We start from the raw sequence: 23,799 nt of genomic DNA, 5'->3' as shown, positions 1-23,799 counted from the left end.
GCGTTGCCTTATCCGGCCTACGTCAGCACATCAATTGTAGGCCGGATAAGCGCAGCGCCATCCGGCGGGGCCTGCTTGTCGCCACGCTGATGCTGGCCGGTTGCAGCCACTCACAGCCCGAACAAGAAGGCCGACCACAGGCGTGGCTGGAGCCGGGCGCACGCGTGACGCTACCCGCGCCGGGGATCTCTCCGGCGGTCAGTTCCCAGCAGCTCCTCACCGGCAGCTTTAACGGCAAAACCCAGTCGCTGCTGGTGATGCTTAACGCCGATGATAAAAAACTCACCCTGGCAGGCCTCTCCTCTGTCGGTATCCGCCTGTTCCTCGTCACTTACGATGAAAAAGGGCTGCATGCCGAACAGTCGATCGTGGTGCCGCAGCTGCCGCCCGCCAGCCAGGTTCTGGCCGACGTGATGCTCAGCCACTGGCCGATTAGCGCCTGGCAGCCGCAGCTGCCGAAGGGCTGGACGCTCACCGATATCGGCGACAAGCGCGAACTGCGCAACGCCCGCGGCAAGCTGGTCACAGAAATCACCTACCTGAACCGCAAAGGTAAGCGCGAGCCCATCAGCATCGAACAGCACGTGTTTAAATACCACATCACCATTCAATATCTGGGTGACTGAGATGATCTACATTTCTGCGGTTGGCATGATTAACGCGTTGGGCAACAACCTCGATGAGATTGCCGCCAACCTGACGCGCGGCGTGGCCCCCGGTATGCGCCCGCGCACCGGCTGGCTTCAGGGCCATCCGCATGCGGTGTTAGCCGGCGTTGACGGTGAACTGCCGACGATCCCCGATGAATTTAGCGCTCACCGTTCGCGCAATAATCAGCTGCTGCTGGCGGCGCTCGCGCAAATCCAGCCGCAGGTAGATGACGCCATTGCGCAGTTTGGTCGCGACCGCGTTGCCGTGGTGCTCGGCACCAGCACCTCCGGGCTGGACGAAGGCGACGTGCATGTTGATCTCACGCTCAACGGCAAAGCGAGCAGCGCCTGGCAGTACCCGCAGCAGGAGCTGGGCGACCCGTCGCGCTTTCTCAGCCACTGGCTGGCATTGGACGGCCCGGCGTTTACACTCTCTACCGCCTGCTCCTCCAGCGCCCGCGCGATCATGAGCGGACGCCGCCTGATTGAATCCGGGCTGGCGGACGTGGCGATTGTCGGCGGTGCGGACACGCTAAGCCGGATGCCAATCAACGGTTTCCATAGCCTGGAATCACTCTCGCCAACGTTATGCCAGCCATTTGGTCGCGACCGCGGCGGGATTACCATCGGCGAAGGCGCGGCGCTGATGCTGCTGACCCGCGAACCGCAGCCGATTGCGCTGCTGGGCGTCGGCGAATCCAGCGATGCGTACCATATTTCGGCCCCGCATCCGCAGGGCGAAGGGGCGATTCGCGCCATTACGCAGGCGCTTAACGACGCGGGGATGACGCCAGAGCAGGTGGGCTACATCAATCTGCACGGCACCGCCACGCCGCTGAACGACAAAATTGAGGCTAACGTAGTGAACACGCTATTTGGCGAAAGCGTCCCGTGCAGTTCGACTAAACATCTGACCGGACACACGCTGGGTGCTGCGGGGATCACCGAAGCTGCCATCAGTATGCTGATTTTACAGCGCGACCTGCCGCTGCCGCCGCAGGATTTTGGCTCCTCGCCACGCGATGAAACGCTGCCTGCTTGTGGGATCATCGAACAAATGCAGCCGCTACCGCGCCCGGTCATCCTGTCAAACTCCTTTGCCTTTGGCGGCAATAACGCCAGTATCCTGCTAGGGAGAAATTCATGAGCCGCTATTTAGCACCCGGCGACTATCTGCCGCACGACGCGCCGATGCTACTGCTTGAAGAAGTGGTCAGCGTGACAGACGACTCCGCCACCTGCCGCGTCATGGTATCGCCCGACGGCGTACTGGCTCCGTTTCTCGATGGCGAGGGCAATCTACCCGGTTGGTTCGCCCTTGAACTAATGGCGCAAACCGTTGGCGTCTGGTCCGGCTGGCACCGTCATCAGGCGGGTCAGGCCAGTATCTCGCTGGGCATGGTGCTCGGCGCACGTGAATTAGTCTGCGCGGCGGGAATATTGCCAGGTGGCCTGACGCTGGATATTAGCGTCACACTACTGATGCAAGATGCACGTTTTGGCAGCTTTGAATGCGCCATTCAGGCCGGTGAAGAGATGCTGGCAAGCGGTCGCGTCAACACCTTCCAGCCGACAGCGGAAGAACTTAACACCCTATTTCAACAAGGAGCGTCCGCATGAGTCGTTCAGTTTTGGTTACCGGCGCCAGCAAGGGCATTGGTCGCGCCATCGCCCGCCAGCTGGCGGCGGACGGCTTTGTGGTCGGCGTGCACTATCATCGCGATGCGCAAGGTGCCCAGGAGACGTTGGATGCAATCCTCGCTGCTGGCGGCACGGGGCGTCTGCTGGCCTTTGACGTCGCCAACCGCGAGCAGTGCCGTGAAGTGCTGGAGCAAGATAACGACGCGCACGGTGCGTGGTACGGCATCGTCAGCAACGCCGGCATTACCCGCGATGCGGCCTTCCCGGCGCTCAGCGACAACGACTGGGATGCGGTGATCCACACCAACCTCGACAGCTTCTATAACGTTATCCAGCCGTGCATGATGCCGATGATTAGCGCCCGCTTGGGTGGGCGCATCATTACCTTATCGTCGGTTTCCGGCGTGATGGGCAATCGCGGTCAGGTCAACTACAGCGCCGCCAAGGCGGGGATTATTGGAGCGACAAAAGCGCTGGCGATTGAGCTGGCAAAACGCAAAATTACCGTCAACTGCATTGCGCCGGGGCTGATTGATACCGGGATGATCGAAATGGAAGAGGCCGCACTGAAAGAGGCGATGTCGATGATCCCGATGAAACGGATGGGCCAGGCCGATGAAGTGGCCGGGCTTGCCAGCTATTTAATGTCGGATATCGCGGGTTACGTCACCCGCCAGGTGATTTCTATCAATGGAGGGATGCTATGACACGTCGCGTGGTCATTACAGGGATGGGCGGCGTCACCGCCTTTGGGGAAAACTGGCAGGATGTCTCCGCCAGGCTACTGGCGTATGAAAACGCGGTGCGCAAAATGCCGGAGTGGCAGGTTTATGACGGGCTGCATACGCTGCTTGGCGCGCCTGTCGACGACTTTACCCTGCCGGAACACTACACCCGCAAGCGTATTCGCGCCATGGGTCGCGTGTCGCTGATGTCCACCCGCGCGACCGAACTGGCGCTGGAGCAGGCCGGGCTGATTGGCGATGCGGTGCTGACCAACGGTGAAACCGGGATTGCCTACGGCTCGTCAACCGGCAGCACCGGTCCGGTGAGCGAGTTCGCCACCATGCTGACCGAGAAGCACACCAACAATATTACCGGCACCACCTACGTGCAGATGATGCCGCACACTACCGCCGTCAACACCGGGCTATTTTTCGGCCTGCGTGGGCGAGTGATCCCCACCTCCAGCGCCTGCACTTCCGGCAGCCAGGCGATTGGCTACGCATGGGAAGCGATTCGTCACGGCTACCAAACGGTGATGGTCGCAGGCGGCGCGGAAGAGCTGTGTCCGTCGGAAGCGGCGGTGTTTGATACCCTGTTCGCCACCAGCCAGCGCAACGATGAACCAAAAACCACGCCCTCGCCGTTTGATGAACATCGCGACGGGCTGGTAATTGGCGAAGGCGCAGGCACGTTGATTCTGGAAGAGCTTGAGCACGCCAAAGCGCGCGGCGCGACAATTTACGGTGAGATTATCGGTTTTGCCACCAACTGCGATGCGGCGCATATCACCCAGCCGCAGCGCGAGACGATGCAGATTTGCATGGAGCAGTCGCTGAAAATGGCGGGCTTACGCGCGCGGGATATCGGTTATATTTCAGCCCACGGCACGGCGACCGATCGAGGTGATATTGCAGAAAGTCAGGCAACCGCCGCCATTTACGGTGATAATGTGCCGCTGTCCTCGCTCAAAAGTTATTTTGGCCATACCCTTGGCGCCTGTGGGGCGCTGGAAGCCTGGATGAGTTTGCAAATGATGCGCGAAGGCTGGTTTGCGCCTACGCTAAATTTAAGCCAGCCTGATGCCAACTGTGGCGCGCTGGATTACATTATGGGTGAAGCCCGCAAGATTGATTGTGAGTTCCTGCAGAGCAATAACTTTGCGTTTGGCGGCATAAATACTTCTATTATCATCAAACGTTGGCCCTGATATGTACCGGATCGTTGTTGGGAAAGTTTCTGTTTTAAGCGCTGGCGCCCTGCCTCGCGCGTTGTATGAACAGGCGCCGCAAGGTGCGCGCCGCACGCGCTGGCTGGCTGGCCGCGTGCTGCTTTCCCATGCCTTGTCGCCACTGCCTGACATTGTCTATGGTGAGCAAGGAAAACCGGCATTCTCAGGCGACACGCCGCTGTGGTTTAATCTCAGCCACAGCGGGGATGACATCGCCCTGCTGCTCAGTGATGAAGGGGAAGTCGGCTGCGATATTGAAGTCGTGCGCCCCCGTGATAACTGGCAAACGCTGGCAAATACGGTATTCAGCCAGGGGGAACATGCTGAGGTAGAAGCGGAACATCCGGACCAACAACTGGCCGCATTCTGGCGCATCTGGACGCGCAAGGAAGCCATCATTAAACAGCGTGGCGGCAGCGCCTGGCAAATTGTCAGCGTCGACAGCACCACCCTGACGTCCTCACTCTCTGTCAGTCAGTGCCAGCTCGATACCCTGAGCCTGGCCGTGTGTACGCCAACGCCGTTTACATTGACTGCCGACGCCGTGCAGAGACTGGATACCTTAGCGTAAATTTTCCGGGAAGTTATCCGGCAATTCGCTGGCAGCACAGGCAATAACGCTGTCATTATTCGCCCCGCAGTCACGCACGAAGGTAATGGTCGCGAACTCATCAATCACCTCGGTTGGATACGCCGGGCCCGCATCACGATACGACATCATCAGCGGAATATGGTCATTCTGGAAGCAGACCGTTTTCTCCGGATTGTTGATCACCCAGCGTGGAAAGAAGATGGTGCCGTGGAAAAGTTTGTCACCCAGATTTACGATCAAGCTGACGTCGGTTCCGGTCGGTTCGGTCCATGAAATTTTATAAACGCTCTCCCCAACTCGCACAATGTACGCCCGCTGATCTTTCACCCAACGGTTAGCCACAATACCGCTGTGAATACGGTAATCCAGCGTGGTGTCATTTTTCACGTAGATCTCGTAATTCCAGCCATTATCGTAGGTATAGACCAGATGTTTGCCGACAAACCCGCTCAAATCATGTTTATCAAAAGCGCTCATATGCGTTCTCCTCTCAGTTGATGGGGCGATCTTAACGCTTCAAAAATTGGATGAATAACGCTATGTTTACATCATATTCATTCAATTTTTAGATGAGTTATGCATAAGACAACCCTGGAGCAGTGGGCCCTGCTGGAAAAAGTGGTGGAGCTGGGTAGCTTTACTAAAGCAGCGGAAGAGACCAACCGTAGTCAGTCTTCGGTGAGCTACAATCTGGCGCTGTTACAGGAACGGCTCGGCGTGACGCTACTGACGCCGGAAGGCCGCAGAGCGGTATTAACTCCGGCAGGCGAGGTACTGCTCAATCAGGTCAAACCGCTATTGAAGGCTTTTTCATGGGTGGAAACCCGGGCGGCGACTTTACGCAATGGCACGCGAACACGACTGGATTTGATGGTAGATAGCATCTTCCCACGCAAACGCCTGTTCGCGATCCTCAAGCAGTTCCAGCAGGCGTGGCCGCAGACGCAGGTGCGTCTGACTGAAGTGCTGGAGAATGCTGACGATCGGCTGGCGGCACATGCCGATGCGGACGTGATGGTTCTGACCCGGCGTCAGGATGTCACCGGACGCGGTGAATGGTTGATGAATATTGATTTTGTGGCCGTTGCCCACCGCGATCACCCGCTCTGCACGCAGGATACGCCGCTGGATGAAGACGCCTTACGCGCCTGGCCGCTGATACGTATTGCCGATCGCGACAACCCACAGCAAGCGGTTCGCGATGCCTGGACCTTCTCTACCATTGATGCCGCTATTGATGCGGTATTGTATCAGGTCGGTTACGGCTGGTTGCCCGAGGAGCGCATTCAAGCGCAGCTTGATCAGGGGCTATTACGTCCGTTGCCGTTAAGTCACGGCGCTCGCCGTGCCACACCGTTGCATCTGATCGTCAAAGAGACGCTCGCGCCGCTGGATGAGCAGGTAAGCACCCTGCTGCGTTTATTGCGAGCTCATTAACCTTTTCCCCAGATGCCGCACGTGTGTTACAAAATACGCTATTTCCGCATGCCCTGTACGCCACATAAAAGGTTAACTTTAGATGCAACGAGTCACCATTACTCTCGATGACGATTTACTGGAAACGCTGGACAGCCTGAGCCAGCGCCGGGGTTATAACAACCGTTCCGAAGCCATCCGCGACATTTTGCGCGGCGCGCTGTCCCAGGAAAGCACGCAAGAACACGGCACCCAGGGCTTCGCGGTGCTCTCCTATGTTTATGAACATGAGAAGCGTGACTTAGCCAGCCGTATTGTCTCGACCCAGCATCACCACCACGATTTGTCGGTCGCCACGCTGCATGTCCACATCAACCATGACGACTGCCTGGAAATCGCCGTGCTAAAAGGGGACATGGGTGACGTTCAGCATTTTGCCGATGACGTTATCTCCCAACGCGGCGTGCGCCACGGTCATTTGCAGTGCCTGCCGAAAGAAGAGTGACGTCTATTACGTTGCCGGCCACGACTACATCAGATGACGCGTAATATTAAAACGTTATACGGTTTACCTTCACCGTCACTCCCCGGACACTAAATCCTGCGCACACGCCCAGGCGCTCGACCATGCCCACTGGAAGTTATAACCACCCAGCCAGCCGGTGACGTCCATCACTTCGCCAATGAAATAAAGGCCCGGTACTTTGCGGGCTTCCATGGTCCGTGAAGACAATTCGTTGGTGTCTACTCCGCCCAGCGTCACCTCTGCCGTGCGATACCCTTCCGTGCCGTTTGGCTGCACGCGCCATTCGGTCAGCGTTTCCACCAGCGCTTGCTGATCGCGTAGGTTAAGCTGCTTCAACGTCACGTCCGGGATTTGCCCCAACTGCTGCAAACACTCCACCAGTCGCTTCGGTAATTGCATCGCCAGCGTGTTCTTCAGACTCTGATTGGGATGCGCGCTGCGCTGTTCATCAAGGAAGCTTTCGAGGTCAACATCTGGCAACAAATTAATGCTGACAAATTCACCCGGCTGCCAAAAACTCGAAATTTGTAAAACGGCCGGGCCTGACAGCCCACGGTGCGTAAAGAGCAGGTTTTCACGAAATACGGTGCCGTCCTCGGCGGTAATGACAGAGGGAACAGACACGCCGGAGAGCACCTGAAGCTGGTCAAGCAGCGGCTTATGCAGCGTAAAAGGCACCAGACCCGCACGCGTTGGCAGCACATTCAGGCCAAACTGTTCGGCAATTTTATAACCAAATGGCGTCGCACCCAGACCCGGCATAGAAAGCCCACCGCTGGCAATCACCAGTTTCGTCGCACCAACGGTTGCGCCGTTGAGCTCCAGCGTAAAGCCCTCATCATCCCGTGCAACGCTCAGAACTTCGCTACGTAAGCGCATCGTAACGTTACCTTTTTCGCATTCCGCTACCAGCATATCGACTATTTGCTGCGCGGAGTCGTCACAAAAAAGCTGGCCGAGCGTTTTTTCATGCCAGGCAATGCCATGTTTACCCACCAGATCGATAAAATCCCACTGGGTATAGCGCGCCAACGCTGACTTACAGAAATGAGGGTTTTGACTCAAATAAGCCGCAGGCTCAACATAAAGATTGGTAAAGTTACAGCGCCCCCCGCCAGACATGAGGATCTTGCGCCCGGGCTTTTTACCATTATCAATAAGCAGTACTCGACTTCCTGCTTGTCCTGCCTGCGCGGCACAGAACATACCCGCTGCGCCAGCGCCTATAATAACGGTATCAAACCTTTCCACGTTGCGATCCTCTCTAAAAAGCGGGCGTGAATTGTAAAGATTCCTCAGTGGCCGCACCAGCACCAAACCATCAAAAATAGGTATTTATCTGAATTCTATAAGATAATTCTTTAGTGGTGTCATACAAAGCAGGAGACAAATCAAAAAAACTCTATATTTCACTTTGCCCGCGCCGCCAAAGTCACTGATAATGCGCCGCGTTCATGTCCTCAAAATGGCGTAACGTCCTATGCTACATTTGTTTGCTGGCCTGGATTTACATACCGGGCTTTTACTCTTGCTTGCTTTGGCTTTTGTTCTGTTCTACGAAGCAATTAACGGCTTCCATGATACAGCCAATGCCGTCGCTACTGTGATCTACACCCGTGCCATGCGTTCGCAATTGGCGGTGATCATGGCTGCGGTGTTTAACTTCTTTGGTGTTTTGCTGGGCGGTCTCAGCGTAGCGTATGCCATCGTGCATATGTTGCCAACGGATCTGCTGCTCAACATGGGTTCATCACATGGCCTCGCCATGGTGTTCTCTATGCTGTTGGCGGCAATTATCTGGAACCTGGGTACCTGGTACTTTGGTTTGCCTGCATCCAGCTCCCACACGCTGATTGGCGCGATTATCGGTATTGGTTTAACCAATGCGTTGATGAACGGCACATCGGTCGTGGATGCACTTAACATCCCGAAAGTGATAGGTATTTTTGCCTCTCTTATCATCTCGCCGATTGTCGGCCTGGTGGTTGCAGGCGGCCTGATCTTTTTGCTGCGTCGCTACTGGAGCGGTACTAAAAAACGTGCCCGTATTCACCTAACGCCAGCAGAGCGTGAAAAGAAAGACGGCAAGAAAAAGCCGCCATTCTGGACGCGTATCGCACTGATCCTCTCCGCAATCGGCGTGGCGTTCTCTCATGGCGCAAACGACGGGCAGAAAGGCATTGGTCTGGTCATGCTGGTACTGATTGGCGTAGCACCTGCCGGTTTCGTGGTGAATATGAACGCTTCCGGTTACGAAATTACCCGTACCCGCGATGCCATCAATAACGTCGAAACCTTCTTCCAGCAACGTCCTGACCTGCTCAAGCAGGCGACCGGCGTAGACCAGTTGATTCCGTCACCGACGGAAACAGGTACAGCGACGACGACAGAGTTCCATTGCCACCCGGCTAATACCATTAACGCGCTGGAACGTGCGAAAGGTATGCTGGCGAATCTGGAAACCTACGACAAGTTAAGCGTTGAGCAGCGCGGACAACTGCGCCGTATTATGCTGTGCATTTCCGATACCACCGATAAGGTCGTGAAACTGCCTGGTGTAAGCAACGACGATCAGCGTCTGTTGAAGAAACTGAAAACCGACATGCTGAGCACCATTGAGTACGCTCCGGTGTGGATCATCATGGCCGTTGCGCTGGCTCTGGGCTGCGGTACGATGATTGGCTGGCGTCGCGTGGCAACCACTATCGGTGAGAAAATCGGTAAGAAAGGCATGACCTATGCTCAGGGGATGTCGGCGCAGATGACGGCCGCCGTCTCTATCGGTCTCGCCAGTTATACCGGTATGCCAGTTTCCACCACCCACGTACTCTCCTCTTCCGTTGCGGGTACGATGGTCGTTGACGGTGGCGGCTTACAGCGTAAAACAGTGACCAGCATTCTGATGGCCTGGGTCTTCACCCTGCCTGCGGCGATTATTCTTTCCGGGGGGCTGTACTGGCTCTCCCTGAAGCTTATCTAAGCGAATGCGCAATAAAAAAGCGGGCCTGCAAACAGGTCCGCTTTTTTTTACGCTGTCATCAGGTTCAGTGCCAGATAATCAGCGCAACCATACTGATTAATACCAGGCCACATAACGAACTGGTGAGAATGAACTGACCGCGCACGCGCTCACAGCGGCGAATAAACTCATCATCATGATGATCGCGATAGCGCTGAGCGTAGATATACCACACCAGACGCATCTGCTTGTTGGGTTGCCCATGCGAGGTAAAAAAGCCTCCGCCATCAACATACTGGTAAAGCAATGGATCGCAACCACGAAGTACCACTAACAGTGCGCGCAACGACGAGAAATAGCGCGCCATATTAACAATGCAAACGACACACAAAGCCCAGAATAACGCAATGGTGCTTATCATACCCCCTCCCCGGCGACCCGCCCACGGAGTTCCTCTCCGGGACTACCGCTCCCCGATACCCTACCAAACTATGCAGTGAAGAGTGCTACCGAAACCGCTCGTGTTAGTGTCACGCATCCGAGCGCCTCTCTAGATAGTGTAGGAGATTAGTTAATTTTTTTGCCAGAAGGTTAATCACTATCAATACAATTAACTGAAAAATTTGTTTAACTACTTGGCAATCAAGGTGGATTGACGGATTATTCTGGTCGCTATAATGTAAGGATAGTCCCTATAGGGTACGTCTTTACGACTGGGCTAGCCCCGCGCGTAAGGTCCGCAGGATGCGGATGACGCGGCGGCAAACGATCGCCAGAAGGCTAGTCATCGACAACTTATGGAAGGAGTAACACTATGGCTTATAAACACATTCTCATCGCGGTTGATCTTTCTCCGGAAAGCAAAGTTCTGGTTGAAAAAGCGGTCTCTATGGCGCGGCCTTACAATGCAAAAGTTTCCCTTATCCACGTTGACGTAAACTATTCCGACCTGTACACCGGGCTAATCGACGTAAATCTGGGCGACATGCAGAAACGCATTTCTGAAGAAACTCATCACGCGTTAACCGAACTGTCCACCAACGCAGGCTACCCTATCACCGAAACCCTGAGCGGTAGCGGCGATCTGGGTCAGGTTCTGGTTGATGCCATCAAAAAATACGATATGGATCTTGTCGTGTGCGGCCATCACCAGGATTTCTGGAGCAAGCTGATGTCCTCTGCGCGCCAGCTGATCAACACCGTTCACGTCGACATGTTGATTGTCCCGCTGCGAGATGACGAAGAAGCATAAAATGCTAGCTGTCGGGGGGTAACCCGCCCCGCTGTAAACATTTAAGCCTGTAAGCGCCCGCCTGTGCGGGCGTTTTTGTTTTTGTACCTTGCGTGAAAATTATTGCCTATCAGTACATCAATCCAACAAATAAATCATAATTAGTGTGATCAACTAATTGGATCGAAAACTATCTCTATAATACTCTACCCGCGCGGCATATCACCGCAGTCTATAACAAAATAAGACTTTTTCGGCGCGTTTTAGAATACGCGTTCATACTTTTCGGGATGGCTTTGAAAGGCGAAGGAATATGAATACACGAGCACCTACGGGCTTGCTGCAGCAACCTCGTCCGTTCTTCATGATCTTTTTTGTAGAATTATGGGAACGATTTGGCTATTACGGCGTTCAGGGCATCCTGGCGGTATTTTTTGTTAAACAACTCGGCTTCTCTCAGGAACAGGCGTTTATCACCTTCGGTGCGTTTGCTGCGCTGGTGTACGGCCTGATATCCATTGGTGGCTACGTTGGCGACCACCTGTTGGGCACCAAGCGCACGCTGGTTCTCGGCGCCATCGTGTTAGCCATTGGCTATTTCATGACCGGAATGTCGCTGCTGAAACCCGACCTGATTTTTATTGCGTTGGGTACCATCGCCGTAGGTAACGGGCTGTTTAAAGCTAACCCGGCAAGCTTGCTGTCAAAATGCTATCCGCCAAAAGACGCCCGACTGGACGGCGCCTTCACTCTGTTTTATATGTCGATTAACATCGGCTCCCTGCTGTCGCTGTCGCTGGCGCCGGTCATTGCCGATAAGTTTGGCTATGCGGTGACTTACAACCTGTGTGGCGCGGGACTTATCGTTGCACTGCTGGTCTATTTTGCCTGCCGTGGCATGGTGAAGGATATCGGTTCTGAGCCAGACCATAAGCCGCTGGTATTCCGCAATCTGCTGTGTGTACTGGCCGGTACCGTGGTGATGATATTCGTGTGCGCCTGGTTGATGCACAACGTGAAAGTTGCCAACCTGGTGCTGATCGTCCTGTCGATTATCGTCACCATCATCTTCTTCCGTCAGGCATTCAAACTGGATAAAACCGGGCGCAATAAGATGTTTGTGGCCTTTATCCTGATGCTGGAAGCGGTGGTGTTCTACGTGCTGTACGCGCAGATGCCGACATCACTGAACTTCTTTGCCATCAATAACGTACACCATGAAATTCTCGGTTTCGCCATCAACCCGGTGAGCTTCCAGGCATTGAACCCGTTCTGGGTGGTGCTTGCCAGCCCGGTACTGGCAGTGATTTATACCCGTCTGGGCAACAAGGGCAAAGACCTGACCATGCCGATGAAGTTCACGCTCGGTATGTTCCTGTGCTCGCTGGGCTTCCTGACCGCTGCTGCCGCGGGTATGTGGTTTGCCGATGCGCAGGGGCTGACCTCGCCGTGGTTCATTGTACTGGTATATCTTTTCCAGAGTCTGGGTGAGTTGCTGATTAGCGCCCTGGGGCTGGCCATGGTCGCCGCGCTGGTGCCGCAGCATCTGATGGGCTTTATTCTGGGGATGTGGTTCCTGACCCAGGCTGCAGCGTTCCTGATGGGTGGCTACGTGGCAACGTTCACCGCGGTACCGGAAAACATCACTGACCCGCTACAGACGCTGCCTATCTATACCAACGTCTTTAGTAAAATCGGTCTGGTCACGCTGGCCGTCACGGTAGTGATGGCGATTATGGTGCCCTGGCTGAATCGGATGATTAATACGCCGAGTACTGAACAGTAATACGCCGTGCCGGATGGCGGCTATTGCCTTATCCGGCCTACATTCATTATGCCCGATACGCCTTGCGCTATCGGGCATTTTTAGTGGTTATCCTTTGCGTGCGTCGATCCAGTCCTGCACTTCCACCACAAACGTATCCGGTGCTTTGCGATACATCTTACGCGCCAAATCCAGGATCGTGTGCTGACCAAGCGCCTCTTCCATACGCTGCTGCGCCATGTCCATCACTGAGCGCACGCCGCAAATCCCTTCACAGGCCCACTCCGGCGGATGTTCCTCAAAGACCGCTAAGCGCTGGCGGATTTCACGGCATTCGAAGATACGCTTATCGCCGTCAATGGCATTGACCACGTCCAGCATCGTGATGTGCTCGGCGGGCCTGGCGAGCTGAAAACCGCCGCCCTTTCCTTCACTGCTGCGCACCAGTCCGGCCTTCGACAGACGGGTGAAGATCTTCGCCAGATAGTCATACGGCACGCTTTGTAGCTCAGCAATTTCCCGTACGCTCATATCCCGCGCATCCCCCTTACTGTCAACCATACACATCAGGCTATGGATGCCGTACTCAACCCCGGAACTGTAGAATGCCATGTTCTTATCTCAGCCAAAATGAATCTGAGTTATTGTAACTTTTTCGGCCTGCACATACCAGATACCCAGAATTCATCCGCTCATAAATAAAATTTAATTAATTAAATATCAAATATATAAATACAATTCAACAGACAAAGAAGCGCTTTTACAGGAAATCACATTGCAATCTTTAACTACGACCAATAAAATCCGAGTAAATAATTCATAGTCACCAGTGAGAAACGCCAATGCGTAAAAAAATTCTGATCGTGGGCGCCGGTTTTGCCGGTATGTGGGCAGCATTAAGCGCCGCACGACTGGCGGATAAACATCAGCAGCCCATTGATATTACTGTTATTGCGCCGCAGCCAGAGCTGCGCGTGCGCCCGCGTTTTTATGAGAATGATGTCCAGACGCTGGTTGCGCCACTGCAGCCGCTGTTTGATGTCACCGGTGTGAACTTCCTGCGCGGCACGGTTACCCAGTTGCTTCCACAATCTAAAGAAGTGAGCTGGACGGACGCAACGGGCCAAAAACAGCTTCTCCGCTACGACCGGCTGATTCTGGCCAGCGGCAGTGAAGTTAATCGCAATAGGGTTGCCGGCGCTGCGCAGCACGCCTTCGACCTCGATCAGCTGGAAAGCGCAACCGTACTGGAGCAGCATCTGAAAGATCTCGCGCACAGACCAGAAAGCGAGGCGCGCAATACCGTGGTGGTCTGCGGCGGCGGCTTTACCGGGATCGAAATGGCTCTGGAATTACCGGGTCGCCTGCGCGACATTCTCGGCGCTGATGCTAAGACCAGAGTTGTCGTAGTTGAACGCGGCCCGCAACCGGGTGCACGCTGGAGCCAGGAGCTGCGCGATGTGATCGCCGAAGCCTCCGCTGAACTGGGTGTGGAATGGCGGGTCAATGCAGAAGTCGAAAGCGTGGATGCGTCCGGCGTGACGCTGAAAGACGGGCAGACGATTACATCACAAACCGTTATCTGGACGGTCGGCGTGCAGGCAAACGGCTTAACGGCACAGATCGACGCCCCGCGCGATCGTCAGGGCCGTCTGCATGTGAATGCGCATCTTCAGGTTGTGGGCCACGAGGATATCTACGCGACGGGTGATGTCGCCTGGGCCGCCACTGATGACAAAGGCAACCACGCCTTAATGACCTGCCAGCACGCGATTCTGTTGGGTAAATTTGCCGGGAACAATGCCGCTGCCTGCCTGTTAGATGTGATGCCACTGCCCTATCGCCAGGAAAACTACGTCACCTGTCTGGATCTGGGCGCGTGGGGCGCGGTGTACAGCGAAGGCTGGGATCAGCAGGTGAAACTGACGCGCGCAGAGGCGAAGAAACTGAAGCGATCAATCGTCAGCGAGCTGATTTATCCACCGAAAGCGGACCGTACAGTCGCCTTTGAGATTGCCGACCCGCTGGCACCGTTTGTGTAATTGATATTGCCGGATGTCAGCGTACTCGCAAGGCTGCGCGTACGCCCGATAAGCGCAGCACCATCGGGCAGCAAACCATGCCGGATGGCGACGCGACGCGTGTTATCCGGCCTACGGAGTTCCGGCATAAATATCAAACCGATGCCCTTTGGTCACCACCGCGTTCGGCGTTGCCACCTCCGCCAGCGGCGGGGCATAGTCCGGGCGCTTGACCACCACGCGTTTAGTGGCTAACTGGCGCGCAGGCTCCAGCAGGCCATCGGCATCTAAATCCGGCCCCACCAGCGACTGAAACACGCGCATCTCTTTTTTCACCAACGCGCTTTTCTGCTTATGCGGGAACATCGGGTCGAGGTATACCACCTGCGGGCGTGGGGTGATATCGGTGAGCGCCGTCAGGCTGGATGCATGAATTAACTGCAAACGCGCCTGCAACCACGGGCCAATTTCCGCATCGGCATAACCGCGCGCCAGGCCATCGTCGAGCAACGCCGCCACTACCGGGTTACGTTCCAGCATCCGTACGCGACAGCCCACGGAGGCCAGCACGAACGCATCGCGTCCCAACCCGGCCGTCGCGTCCACCACGTCCGGCAGATAATCGCCTTTCACGCCAACGGCTTTCGCCACCGCTTCACCGCGGCCGCCGCCAAATTTGCGCCGGTGGGCCATCGCCCCGCCGACAAAATCAACGAAGATGCCGCCGAGCTTGGGTTCATCGCGCTTGCGCAGTTCCAGATGCGCCGGTGTCATCACCAGCGCCATCAGATTGTCTTCATCGTGTTCCAGTCCCCAGCGGGCAGCCAGAACAGATAAGGCGCCGTCTCCGGCGCCCGTTTCATCCAGTAAACAAATTTTCACGCCAGTCTTCAGCCCTTGATGCCGTAATGGTCCAGCATCGCATCCAGTTGCGGCTCACGGCCACGGAAGCGTTTAAACAGCTCCATAGGCTCTTCGGAACCCCCACGGGTCAGGATGTTATCGAGGAACGACTGGCCGGTTTCACGGTTGAAAATCCCTTCGTCTTCAAAGCGGGAGAAGGCGTCCGCCGCCAGCACGTCAGCCCACAGGTAGCTGTAATATCCCGCCGCATAACCCCCGGCAAAAATATGGCTGAAAGCGTGCGGGAAGCGACCCCATGTTGGGCCCGGCACCACGGCAACCTGTTTTTTGATCTCCGCCAGGGTGTCGAGAATTTTCGCCCCTTGCTGCGGGTTAAACTCAGCGTGCAGACGGAAGTCGAACAGACCGAACTCCAGCTGACGCAGGATGAACAGCGCCGCCTGGTAGTTTTTCGCCGCCAGCATTTTATCCAGCAGTTCTTTAGGCAGCGGCTCACCGGTTTCATAGTGACCGGAGATAAACGCCAGCGCTTCCGGCTCCCAGCACCAGTTTTCCATAAACTGGCTTGGCAGTTCGACAGCATCCCACGGCACACCGTTGATACCGGAAACACCGGCCGTTTCGATGCGGGTCAGCATATGATGCAGGCCGTGACCGAACTCGTGGAACAGGGTAATCACTTCATCGTGGGTAAACAGCGCCGGCTTGCCGCTGACCGGACGGTTAAAGTTGCAGGTCAAGTAAGCGACCGGTTTTTGCAACGTGCCGTCGGTTTTACGCATCTGCCCGACGCAGTCGTCCATCCATGCCCCACCGCGCTTGTTTTCACGCGCATAAAGATCCAGATAGAAGCTGCCGCGCAGTTCGTTGTGTTCGTCATACAGCTCAAAGAAACGCACTTCCGGGTGCCAGACGTCAACATCGGTACGCTCTTTGGCAGTGATGCCATAAATACGCTTAACCACTTCGAACAGGCCGTTTACGGCTTTGTTTTCCGGGAAGTACGGGCGCAACTGCTCGTCGCTGATGCTGTACAGGTGCTGTTTCTGTTTCTCGCTGTAGTAGGCGATATCCCACGGCTGCAGCTCATCAACGCCAAACTCTGCTTTAGCGAAGGCGCGCAGCTGGGCCAGCTCTTTTTCACCCTGCGGACGGGCACGTTTTGCCAGATCGGTCAGGAAGTCGAGTACCTGCTGCGGGTTCTCGGCCATTTTGGTGGCGAGAGATTTAAAGGCATAGCTTTCAAAGCCCAGCAATTGAGCCAGCTCGTGGCGCAGCGCGAGGATCTCTTCCATCACCGGGCTGTTGTCCCATTTGCCCGCATTGGGCCCCTGATCGGATGCACGGGTGGAGTAGGCGCGGTACATTTCTTCACGCAATGCCTGGTTGTCGCAGTAGGTCATCACCGGCAGATAGCTCGGGATATCCAGCGTCAGCAGATAACCTTCCTGCTCTTTGGCTTCGGCCTGGGCTTTTGCTGCCGCCAGCGCACTTTCCGGCATGCCAGCCAGCTCAGATTCGTCGGTGACCAGTTTGGTCCAGCCCATGGTGGCGTCGAGCACGTTGTTGCTGTACAGGTTGCCAAGTTCAGACAGGCGGGTCGCGATTTCACCGTAGCGCTGCTGTTTTTCTTTCGGCAGGCCGATACCAGAAAGCTCAAAGTCACGCAGGGCGTTATCGACGGCTTTTTTCTGCGCGGTATTCAGGGTGGCGTAATGGTCACCTTCACGTAGATCGCGGTACGCCTGGTACAGGCCTTCATGTTGCCCAACCCAGGTGCTGTACTCAGACAGCAGCGGCAGCGTTTGTTCGTAGGCTTCGCGCAGTTCCGGGCTGTTTTTCACCGAGTTCAGATGGCTGACCGGAGAGAAGATACGCCCCAGGACATCGTCCACTTCCGCCAGCCGCTGGCAAAGATTTTCCCAGGTATATGGCGCCCCCTGCGCAACCACGCGCTCGACGTTTTCGCGGCAGTCGTTCAGCGCCTTAGTGACGGCGGGTACAACATGCTCGGGCTGAATTTTGGAAAACGGCGGCAGTTCGAAGGGAGTCAGCAATGGATTGGTCATTAGCGCAGTCCTGTAGAAAAGAGTGAATGAAGCGCGCATCCGGCGCTGTGCATATTATTTGTAGAATGGGGTTAAGTGTAGAGGATTTCAATGCCAGGCGTTGCGCTTTCGCGGCAGTGACGACTTTTCTGTATACTGTGGCGATACGCTCTATTTTCGCCCGATGGCACGCAGCTTATCGGGCCTACGTTTACAACCTGGAACACGTTTACCCATGCTCAGTTATCGCCACAGCTTTCACGCTGGCAACCACGCCGACGTCCTTAAACACACGGTTCAGAGCCTGATCATCGAGTCGCTCAAAGAGAAAGATAAACCGTTTCTCTATCTGGACACCCACGCCGGTGCGGGCCGTTATCAGCTGAGCAGTGAACGTGCTGAACGTACCGGTGAGTATCTGGAAGGCATCGCCCGCATCTGGCAGCAGGACGACCTGCCGGCAGAACTCGAGCCGTACATCAGCGTAGTGAATCATTTCAACCGTAGCGGTCAACTGCGCTACTACCCAGGCTCTCCGCTGATTGCCCGCCAGCTGCTGCGCGCGCAGGACAGCCTGCAGCTAACCGAACTGCACCCGAGCGATTTTCCGCTGCTGCGCTCCGAATTCCAGAAAGATGAGCGCGCGCGTGTGGCAAAAGCCGACGGCTATCAGCAGTTGAAATCGAAATTACCACCCGTCTCCCGTCGCGGGCTGATCCTCATCGATCCGCCGTACGAAATTAAAACCGACTACCAGGCGGTAGTGGCCGGTATCCACGAAGGCTATAAGCGTTTCGCGACCGGCACCTATGCCCTGTGGTATCCGGTAGTCCTGCGCCAGCAAATCAAACGCATGACCAAAGAGCTGGAAGCGACCGGCATTCGCCGCATCCTGCAAATTGAGCTGGCGGTTCGTCCGGACAGCGATCAACGCGGCATGACAGCGTCCGGCATGATTGTGGTTAACCCACCGTGGAAGCTGGAACAGCAAATGAACAATGTGCTGCCGTGGCTGCACCGCAAACTGGTTCCGGCGGGAACCGGACATACCTCGGTAAGCTGGATCGTACCGGAGTAATCGCAGCCATCGGTGGAACCTTTTGATTTCAGGTATACAATCGCGAATATTTTGGCGGAAGGCATAACGCTTCTCCGCCCTACAATGAACATGAAGGAGCGGTCATGACCAAACACTATGATTACATCGCTATCGGCGGCGGCAGCGGTGGTATCGCCTCCATTAACCGCGCGGCCATGTACGGTCAGAAATGCGCGTTGATTGAGGCCAAAGAACTGGGCGGTACCTGCGTCAACGTTGGCTGTGTACCGAAGAAAGTGATGTGGCATGCCGCACAGGTTCGTGAAGCGATCCATATGTACGGCCCGGACTACGGCTTCGATACCACCATCAATAAATTCGACTGGGACAAGCTGATCGCCACCCGTACCGCCTATATCGACCGCATTCACACCTCGTACGACAACGTACTGGGTAAAAATAATGTCGATGTGATCAAAGGTTTTGCCCGCTTCGTTGATGCCAAGACCATTGAAGTAAACGGTGAAACCATCACCGCCGATCATATTTTGATTGCCACAGGCGGCCGCCCGAGCCACCCGAACATTCCAGGCGTGGAATACGGTATTGATTCCGACGGTTTCTTTGAACTGCCGGCCCTGCCGAAGCGCGTTGCGGTAGTTGGTGCAGGTTACATCGCCGTTGAACTGGCTGGCGTGATTAACGGCCTGGGCGCAGAAACACATCTGTTCGTGCGTAAACACGCGCCGCTGCGCAGCTTTGACCCGATGATCGTCGACACGCTGGTTGAGGTAATGAATGCCGAAGGCCCGACCCTGCATACACACGCGATTCCAAAAGCGGTAGTTAAAAATGCAGATGGCAGCCTGACCCTGGAGCTGGAAGATGGTCGTAGCCAGACCGTGGATTGCCTGATCTGGGCGATTGGCCGTGAACCGGCAACCGATAACTTTAACCTGGCGGTTACTGGCGTGAAAACCAACGAAAAAGGCTACATCATCGTTGATAAATACCAGAATACTAGCGTTCCAGGAATTTACGCCGTGGGCGATAACACCGGTGCTGTTGAATTAACGCCGGTTGCCGTTGCCGCGGGTCGTCGCCTGTCCGAACGTCTGTTTAACAACAAGCCGGACGAGCATCTGGACTACAGCAACATCCCGACCGTGGTCTTCAGCCATCCGCCAATTGGCACCGTCGGCTTAACCGAGCAACAGGCGCGCGAGCAGCACGGCGATGATCAGGTGAAAGTGTATAAATCATCGTTTACCGCGATGTATACCGCTGTCACCACACACCGTCAGCCGTGCCGTATGAAGCTGGTGTGCGTGGGTCCGGAAGAGAAGATTGTCGGTATTCACGGCATCGGCTTTGGCATGGACGAAATGCTGCAGGGCTTTGCCGTGGCACTGAAAATGGGCGCGACCAAGAAAGACTTCGACAACACAGTCGCTATTCACCCGACCGCGTCGGAAGAATTTGTCACCATGCGTTAATACTATAAATGCCGGATGGCGGCTGATGCCTTATCCGGCCTACAAACACCGTAATATGTAGGCCAGATAAAGCATCAGTCACCCTTCGGCATTGTATTAATCACTTATCCTGCATATACGGCGTATAGATCCCGTTGAGGCTTTCAAGGAACGCCACGATATCGTCGATATCTTTTTGCGGCAGTTCTTTGCCTACCTGATAACGCAGCATCAGTTTTACCGCGCCGTCGAGGGTTGGCACATCTCCCCGGTGGAAATAAGGTGCAGTCAGTGCAACGTTACGCAATCCAGGGACTTTCTGGCGCAGCTTATCTCGTAATTCATTGGTGACGTTCATTCGACCAATATCTACGGCAGTGACCTCACCAAAATTAAAGTCCTTTTTCAAGCCTAAGGGTTCAAATGAACGCCCGCCTAAAATAATACCGCCATGGCAGGTGGCACATTTATTTTCCTTAAATAATTGATAGCCATGTTTTTGCTGAGCCGTTAACGCGCTTTCATCACCCCGCAGCCATTTATCAAACGGTGCATTTGGCGTAATCAGCGTTTTCTCAAACTCAGCAATCGCATCGGTAATATTGTCCCCGCTGAATCCCTGAGGATAAACGGTGATAAATTCTTGCTTCAGCATCGGGTCTTTATCTAACTTCTGGATAATTTCATCCCAGGATTTCGACGCCATTTCAATCGGGTTTAACGGTGGACCACCCGCCTGCGCCTGCAATGTTGGTGCGCGACCGTCCCAGAATTGTTCCACGTTAAAGACCGAGTTAAACACCGTCGGTGCATTAATCGGTCCAACGGCGCCACCGACACCGATTGACGTTTTCCTGCCATCCACACCGCCTGCGTTTAAGGCGTGGCAGTGCGCACAGGAGATCGTGCTGTCGCCAGAAATGCGCGGGTCATGATACAGCGTAAAGCCCAGCGCCACTTTGCGGGCATCAGTCGGAATACTTTCCGGTATTGGCTGTACGGGCTCATTGCGATGCTGCGTGGCGGTATCACGGCTGGCGTAGTACTGCTCACGTTGTTTGGTTACCCAGCCAAGAATGTCTTCTCGCTCAGCATCGCTGACCTTACCGGCCCAGTGCAGTGCGGTATAACGCGTTGGTGGCATGGTGTCATACTGCATCACCCATTCAATTTTATTCAAATCACTTTGCGAAACGGGTTTATCCGCAACCAGCGCGGCACGAACAGCTTCAAGATTGAATGATTTGTATCCTAATTGAATGTCATAATTCATCAATTGTTTAGCGACGGGAAAGGAAGAATAGAAAGGTAATTCAGCTGAAGGCGTGTGACAATAATCACATCCCTTTTCGCGTAAAAATCCTAATACCTTATTATTGGCTTCCAGCGTAGAGGCCTGAACATCAGCCTGTTTGCTACGTTGATTATCGTGATACCACACATAACCGGATAATCCAAAATAACAAATTACGATGCCTGTTATGGCAATCGCGGTAAGACGGGTAATGATTTTCATTATTTTACCCTCACCGTTGTGAGTTATTGTGACCCAGAAAATTGAAATAATTAATGCGCAGTCTTTGTCAGACTTGACCATCATAGAAAATAAGCGGAGTATTATTTTGATAAGTATCAATCAATTACATGGGCCAGAACTATCATTAGAATAGCCTGCACCTATTACAGGGATCGGATGTTAGCTGATTCTGTTCACACCTCGTTGCAATCGAATGTTCTGAAAATGGAAAATATACAGATCGTACGAGACCGGTAATTCTTCATTATTATCATTAAGATAGTTTTATTTTTTAAATATTAAAAAACATAAGAACGTGATCAACCGCACGCTTTACTCACCCGACACCGAAGCGAATGTCTACGCTTAACAGACAGCCGGGCAATAGCCGTTTCCTTTCACCATCTCTTTACCGGAGGTCTTTCTCATTATGCTCAACCAGAAACTACCCCACGCCCCTTCAGAAGAACTGACGATCGACCTCGATCTGCTTTATGAAATGGATCCGTGCGAGTTAAAGCTGGATGAAATGATTGAGGCAGAGCCTGAGCCGGAGATGATTGAAGGGCTGCCTGCCTCAGATGCGTTAACGCCCGCCGATCGTTACCTCGAACTGTTCGAACATGTTCAGTCGTCAAAGCTGTTTGCCGACAGCAAAACCTTCCCCGACTGCGCACCCAAAATGGACCCGCTGGACATTTTGATCCGCTATCGCAAGGTTAAGCGGCACCGGGACTTTGACCTGCAGCGCTTTGTTGAGAACCATTTCTGGCTCCCCGAGACCCCGTCGAGTGAGTACGTTTCCAACCCGCAGGACTCTCTGAAAGAGCATATTGACCAGCTGTGGCCAGTGCTAACACGCGAACCGCAGGATCACATTCCCTGGTCCTCGCTGCTGGCGCTGCCGCAGTCGTATATTGTGCCGGGCGGACGTTTTAGCGAAACCTACTACTGGGATTCCTACTTCACTATGCTCGGTCTGGCGGAGAGCGGTCGGGGGGATCTGCTGAAATGTATGGCGGATAACTTTGCCTGGATGATTGAAAACTATGGCCATATCCCGAACGGTAATCGGACCTACTACCTGAGTCGCTCTCAGCCGCCGGTGTTTGCACTGATGGTGGAACTGTTTGAAGAAGATGGCGTGCGCGGCGCGCGGCGTTATCTGGATCATCTCAAAATGGAATACGCGTTCTGGATGGATGGCGCAGATTCCCTGGCGTTAAACCAGGCGTACCGTCATGTCATCAGAATGCCGGATGGTTCTCTGCTCAACCGTTATTGGGACGATCGTGATACCCCGCGCGATGAATCGTGGATCGAAGACGTCGAAACGGCCAAGCATTCTGGCCGGCCGCCGAATGAGGTGTACCGGGATTTGCGTGCCGGTGCGGCTTCCGGCTGGGATTACTCCTCACGCTGGCTGCGCGATGCGGGCCGCCTTGCCAGCATCCGCACCACCCAGTTCATCCCCATTGATCTCAACGCCTTCCTGTACAAACTGGAAAGCACCATTGCAAACATTTCGGCACTGAAAGGCGATCGCGAAACCGAGGCTCTGTTTCGCCAGAAAGCCACCAACCGCCGCGCCGCCGTAGACCACTATCTGTGGGATGATGAAAACGGCTGTTATCGGGATTATGACTGGCGACGCGAAGAGATGGCCCTCTTCTCCGCCGCCAGTATCGTGCCACTGTATGTCGGTATGGCGACCCATGCACAAGCCGACCGCCTCGCTAATGCCGTACGCAGCCGTCTGTTAACCCCCGGGGGTATTATGGCGACGGAATACGAAACCGGTGAACAGTGGGATAAACCCAACGGCTGGGCACCGCTGCAGTGGATGGCGATTCAGGGCTTCAAGCTGTATGGTGACGACCACCTGGGCGATGAGATTGCCCGCAACTGGTTGAAAACGGTTAACCTTTTTTATCAGGAGCACCATAAGCTTATCGAGAAGTACCATATCGCCGACGGCACGCCGCGTGAAGGCGGCGGCGGCGAGTACCCGTTGCAGGATGGCTTTGGCTGGACCAACGGCGTCGTGCGCCGATTAATCGGTCTCTACGGCGAGCCGTAACGGTCTGACAGGACGTTGCTCA

At 54.8% G+C, this 23,799-nt stretch carries 22 protein-coding genes; 15 read left to right on the top strand and 7 right to left on the bottom strand.

Annotation, left to right across the window (positions count from 1 at the left end):
• The first annotated feature begins 89 nt into the window (after nt 1–89).
• Genes M2374_RS15735 through acpT form a run of 6 tightly spaced genes read left to right on the top strand, consistent with a single transcriptional unit; the run spans nt 90 to nt 4,816 of the window.
• A complete protein-coding gene (locus M2374_RS15735) occupies nt 90–626 on the top strand; it encodes a DUF3261 domain-containing protein (protein WP_117342614.1) in 537 nt (178 codons plus the stop codon).
• A gap of 1 nt (nt 627) precedes the next feature.
• The gene (locus M2374_RS15730) at nt 628–1,797 is read left to right on the top strand and encodes a beta-ketoacyl-[acyl-carrier-protein] synthase family protein (RefSeq protein ID WP_181688666.1); all 1,170 of its coding nucleotides are present in this window, start codon (nt 628–630) and stop codon (nt 1,795–1,797) included.
• Nucleotides 1,794–2,270 carry a 3-hydroxy-fatty acyl-ACP dehydratase gene (locus M2374_RS15725; RefSeq protein ID WP_181688665.1) on the top strand — a complete coding sequence of 159 codons (477 nt, stop codon included), beginning with the start codon at nt 1,794–1,796 and terminating at the stop codon, nt 2,268–2,270. The genes M2374_RS15730 and M2374_RS15725 overlap by 4 nt, the downstream gene beginning before the upstream one ends.
• Entirely contained in the window at nt 2,267–2,998 is a 732-nt protein-coding gene (locus M2374_RS15720; protein ID WP_146718118.1) for a 3-ketoacyl-ACP reductase FabG2, read from the top strand. Before M2374_RS15725 ends, M2374_RS15720 begins: the two co-directional genes overlap by 4 nt.
• The gene (locus M2374_RS15715; protein WP_096759197.1) at nt 2,995–4,224 is read left to right on the top strand and encodes a beta-ketoacyl-ACP synthase; all 1,230 of its coding nucleotides are present in this window, start codon (nt 2,995–2,997) and stop codon (nt 4,222–4,224) included. The genes M2374_RS15720 and M2374_RS15715 overlap by 4 nt, the downstream gene beginning before the upstream one ends.
• A 1-nt stretch (nt 4,225) precedes the next feature.
• Nucleotides 4,226–4,816 (top strand): 4'-phosphopantetheinyl transferase AcpT, encoded by a 591-nt coding sequence (gene acpT / locus M2374_RS15710; protein ID WP_181688664.1) that lies wholly within the window; start codon nt 4,226–4,228, stop codon nt 4,814–4,816.
• Here acpT and M2374_RS15705 read toward each other — a convergent pair.
• Nucleotides 4,808–5,314 carry a phenolic acid decarboxylase gene (locus M2374_RS15705; RefSeq protein ID WP_135911256.1) on the bottom strand — a complete coding sequence of 169 codons (507 nt, stop codon included), beginning with the start codon at nt 5,312–5,314 and terminating at the stop codon, nt 4,808–4,810. The genes acpT and M2374_RS15705 overlap by 9 nt on opposite strands.
• Before the next feature lie 99 nt (nt 5,315–5,413).
• Between M2374_RS15705 and M2374_RS15700 the strand changes: the two genes are divergently transcribed.
• Both M2374_RS15700 and nikR read left to right on the top strand, forming a co-directional pair.
• Nucleotides 5,414–6,274 carry a LysR family transcriptional regulator gene (locus M2374_RS15700; protein WP_117342497.1) on the top strand — a complete coding sequence of 287 codons (861 nt, stop codon included), beginning with the start codon at nt 5,414–5,416 and terminating at the stop codon, nt 6,272–6,274.
• An 82-nt stretch (nt 6,275–6,356) separates the two neighbouring features.
• The gene (gene nikR / locus M2374_RS15695; RefSeq protein WP_096759193.1) at nt 6,357–6,758 is read left to right on the top strand and encodes a nickel-responsive transcriptional regulator NikR; all 402 of its coding nucleotides are present in this window, start codon (nt 6,357–6,359) and stop codon (nt 6,756–6,758) included.
• Between the two features lie 75 nt (nt 6,759–6,833).
• On the opposite strand, the gene M2374_RS15690 is transcribed toward nikR, so the two are convergent.
• Nucleotides 6,834–8,030: an NAD(P)/FAD-dependent oxidoreductase gene (locus M2374_RS15690; protein WP_174361272.1), complete on the bottom strand. Its 1,197-nt coding sequence runs from the start codon at nt 8,028–8,030 to the stop codon at nt 6,834–6,836.
• Nucleotides 8,031–8,259: 229 nt separating this feature from the next.
• Between M2374_RS15690 and pitA the strand changes: the two genes are divergently transcribed.
• Nucleotides 8,260–9,759: an inorganic phosphate transporter PitA gene (gene pitA / locus M2374_RS15685; protein ID WP_115257235.1), complete on the top strand. Its 1,500-nt coding sequence runs from the start codon at nt 8,260–8,262 to the stop codon at nt 9,757–9,759.
• A gap of 64 nt (nt 9,760–9,823) precedes the next feature.
• On the opposite strand, the gene uspB is transcribed toward pitA, so the two are convergent.
• Nucleotides 9,824–10,159: a universal stress protein UspB gene (gene uspB, locus M2374_RS15680; RefSeq protein ID WP_096759190.1), complete on the bottom strand. Its 336-nt coding sequence runs from the start codon at nt 10,157–10,159 to the stop codon at nt 9,824–9,826.
• A 393-nt stretch (nt 10,160–10,552) separates the two neighbouring features.
• On the opposite strand from uspB, the gene uspA reads away from it, so the two are divergent.
• Nucleotides 10,553–10,990 carry a universal stress protein UspA gene (gene uspA / locus M2374_RS15675; protein ID WP_003023368.1) on the top strand — a complete coding sequence of 146 codons (438 nt, stop codon included), beginning with the start codon at nt 10,553–10,555 and terminating at the stop codon, nt 10,988–10,990.
• A 292-nt stretch (nt 10,991–11,282) separates the two neighbouring features.
• Nucleotides 11,283–12,755, top strand: a complete 1,473-nt coding sequence (dtpB, locus tag M2374_RS15670; protein ID WP_115257234.1) for a dipeptide/tripeptide permease DtpB — start codon at nt 11,283–11,285, stop codon at nt 12,753–12,755.
• 87 nt (nt 12,756–12,842) lie between these two features.
• Here dtpB and M2374_RS15665 read toward each other — a convergent pair whose 3' ends face one another.
• On the bottom strand, nt 12,843–13,346 hold the full coding sequence (locus M2374_RS15665) for an Rrf2 family transcriptional regulator (RefSeq protein WP_181688663.1): 504 nt from the start codon (nt 13,344–13,346) through the stop codon (nt 12,843–12,845).
• 230 nt (nt 13,347–13,576) lie between these two features.
• Between M2374_RS15665 and M2374_RS15660 the strand changes: the two genes are divergently transcribed.
• Nucleotides 13,577–14,776 carry an NAD(P)/FAD-dependent oxidoreductase gene (locus tag M2374_RS15660; protein WP_181540271.1) on the top strand — a complete coding sequence of 400 codons (1,200 nt, stop codon included), beginning with the start codon at nt 13,577–13,579 and terminating at the stop codon, nt 14,774–14,776.
• A 111-nt stretch (nt 14,777–14,887) separates the two neighbouring features.
• Here M2374_RS15660 and rsmJ read toward each other — a convergent pair whose 3' ends face one another.
• Both rsmJ and prlC read right to left on the bottom strand, forming a co-directional pair.
• On the bottom strand, nt 14,888–15,637 hold the full coding sequence (gene rsmJ, locus M2374_RS15655) for a 16S rRNA (guanine(1516)-N(2))-methyltransferase RsmJ (protein ID WP_115257231.1): 750 nt from the start codon (nt 15,635–15,637) through the stop codon (nt 14,888–14,890).
• An 8-nt stretch (nt 15,638–15,645) separates the two neighbouring features.
• Nucleotides 15,646–17,688, bottom strand: coding sequence for an oligopeptidase A (prlC, locus tag M2374_RS15650; protein WP_117342500.1), 2,043 nt, complete (start codon nt 17,686–17,688; stop codon nt 15,646–15,648).
• Nucleotides 17,689–17,902: 214 nt separating this feature from the next.
• Between prlC and M2374_RS15645 the strand changes: the two genes are divergently transcribed.
• A complete protein-coding gene (locus M2374_RS15645) occupies nt 17,903–18,745 on the top strand; it encodes a 23S rRNA (adenine(2030)-N(6))-methyltransferase RlmJ (protein WP_096759184.1) in 843 nt (280 codons plus the stop codon).
• A gap of 104 nt (nt 18,746–18,849) precedes the next feature.
• Nucleotides 18,850–20,202, top strand: coding sequence for a glutathione-disulfide reductase (gorA, locus tag M2374_RS15640; RefSeq protein ID WP_115257229.1), 1,353 nt, complete (start codon nt 18,850–18,852; stop codon nt 20,200–20,202).
• Between the two features lie 100 nt (nt 20,203–20,302).
• On the opposite strand, the gene M2374_RS15635 is transcribed toward gorA, so the two are convergent.
• A complete protein-coding gene (locus M2374_RS15635; RefSeq protein WP_181688662.1) occupies nt 20,303–21,697 on the bottom strand; it encodes a cytochrome-c peroxidase in 1,395 nt (464 codons plus the stop codon).
• 430 nt (nt 21,698–22,127) lie between these two features.
• On the opposite strand from M2374_RS15635, the gene M2374_RS15630 reads away from it, so the two are divergent.
• A complete protein-coding gene (locus tag M2374_RS15630; protein WP_181218563.1) occupies nt 22,128–23,777 on the top strand; it encodes an alpha,alpha-trehalase in 1,650 nt (549 codons plus the stop codon).
• Nucleotides 23,778–23,799: the final 22 nt, after the last annotated feature.

The sequence above is a fragment of the Citrobacter sp. JUb117 genome (assembly GCF_024809055.1).
Lineage (GTDB): Bacteria > Pseudomonadota > Gammaproteobacteria > Enterobacterales > Enterobacteriaceae > Citrobacter > Citrobacter gillenii.
Note: the sequence above shows the minus strand (reverse complement) of the source record. Positions and strands in the feature narration are given on the sequence as shown.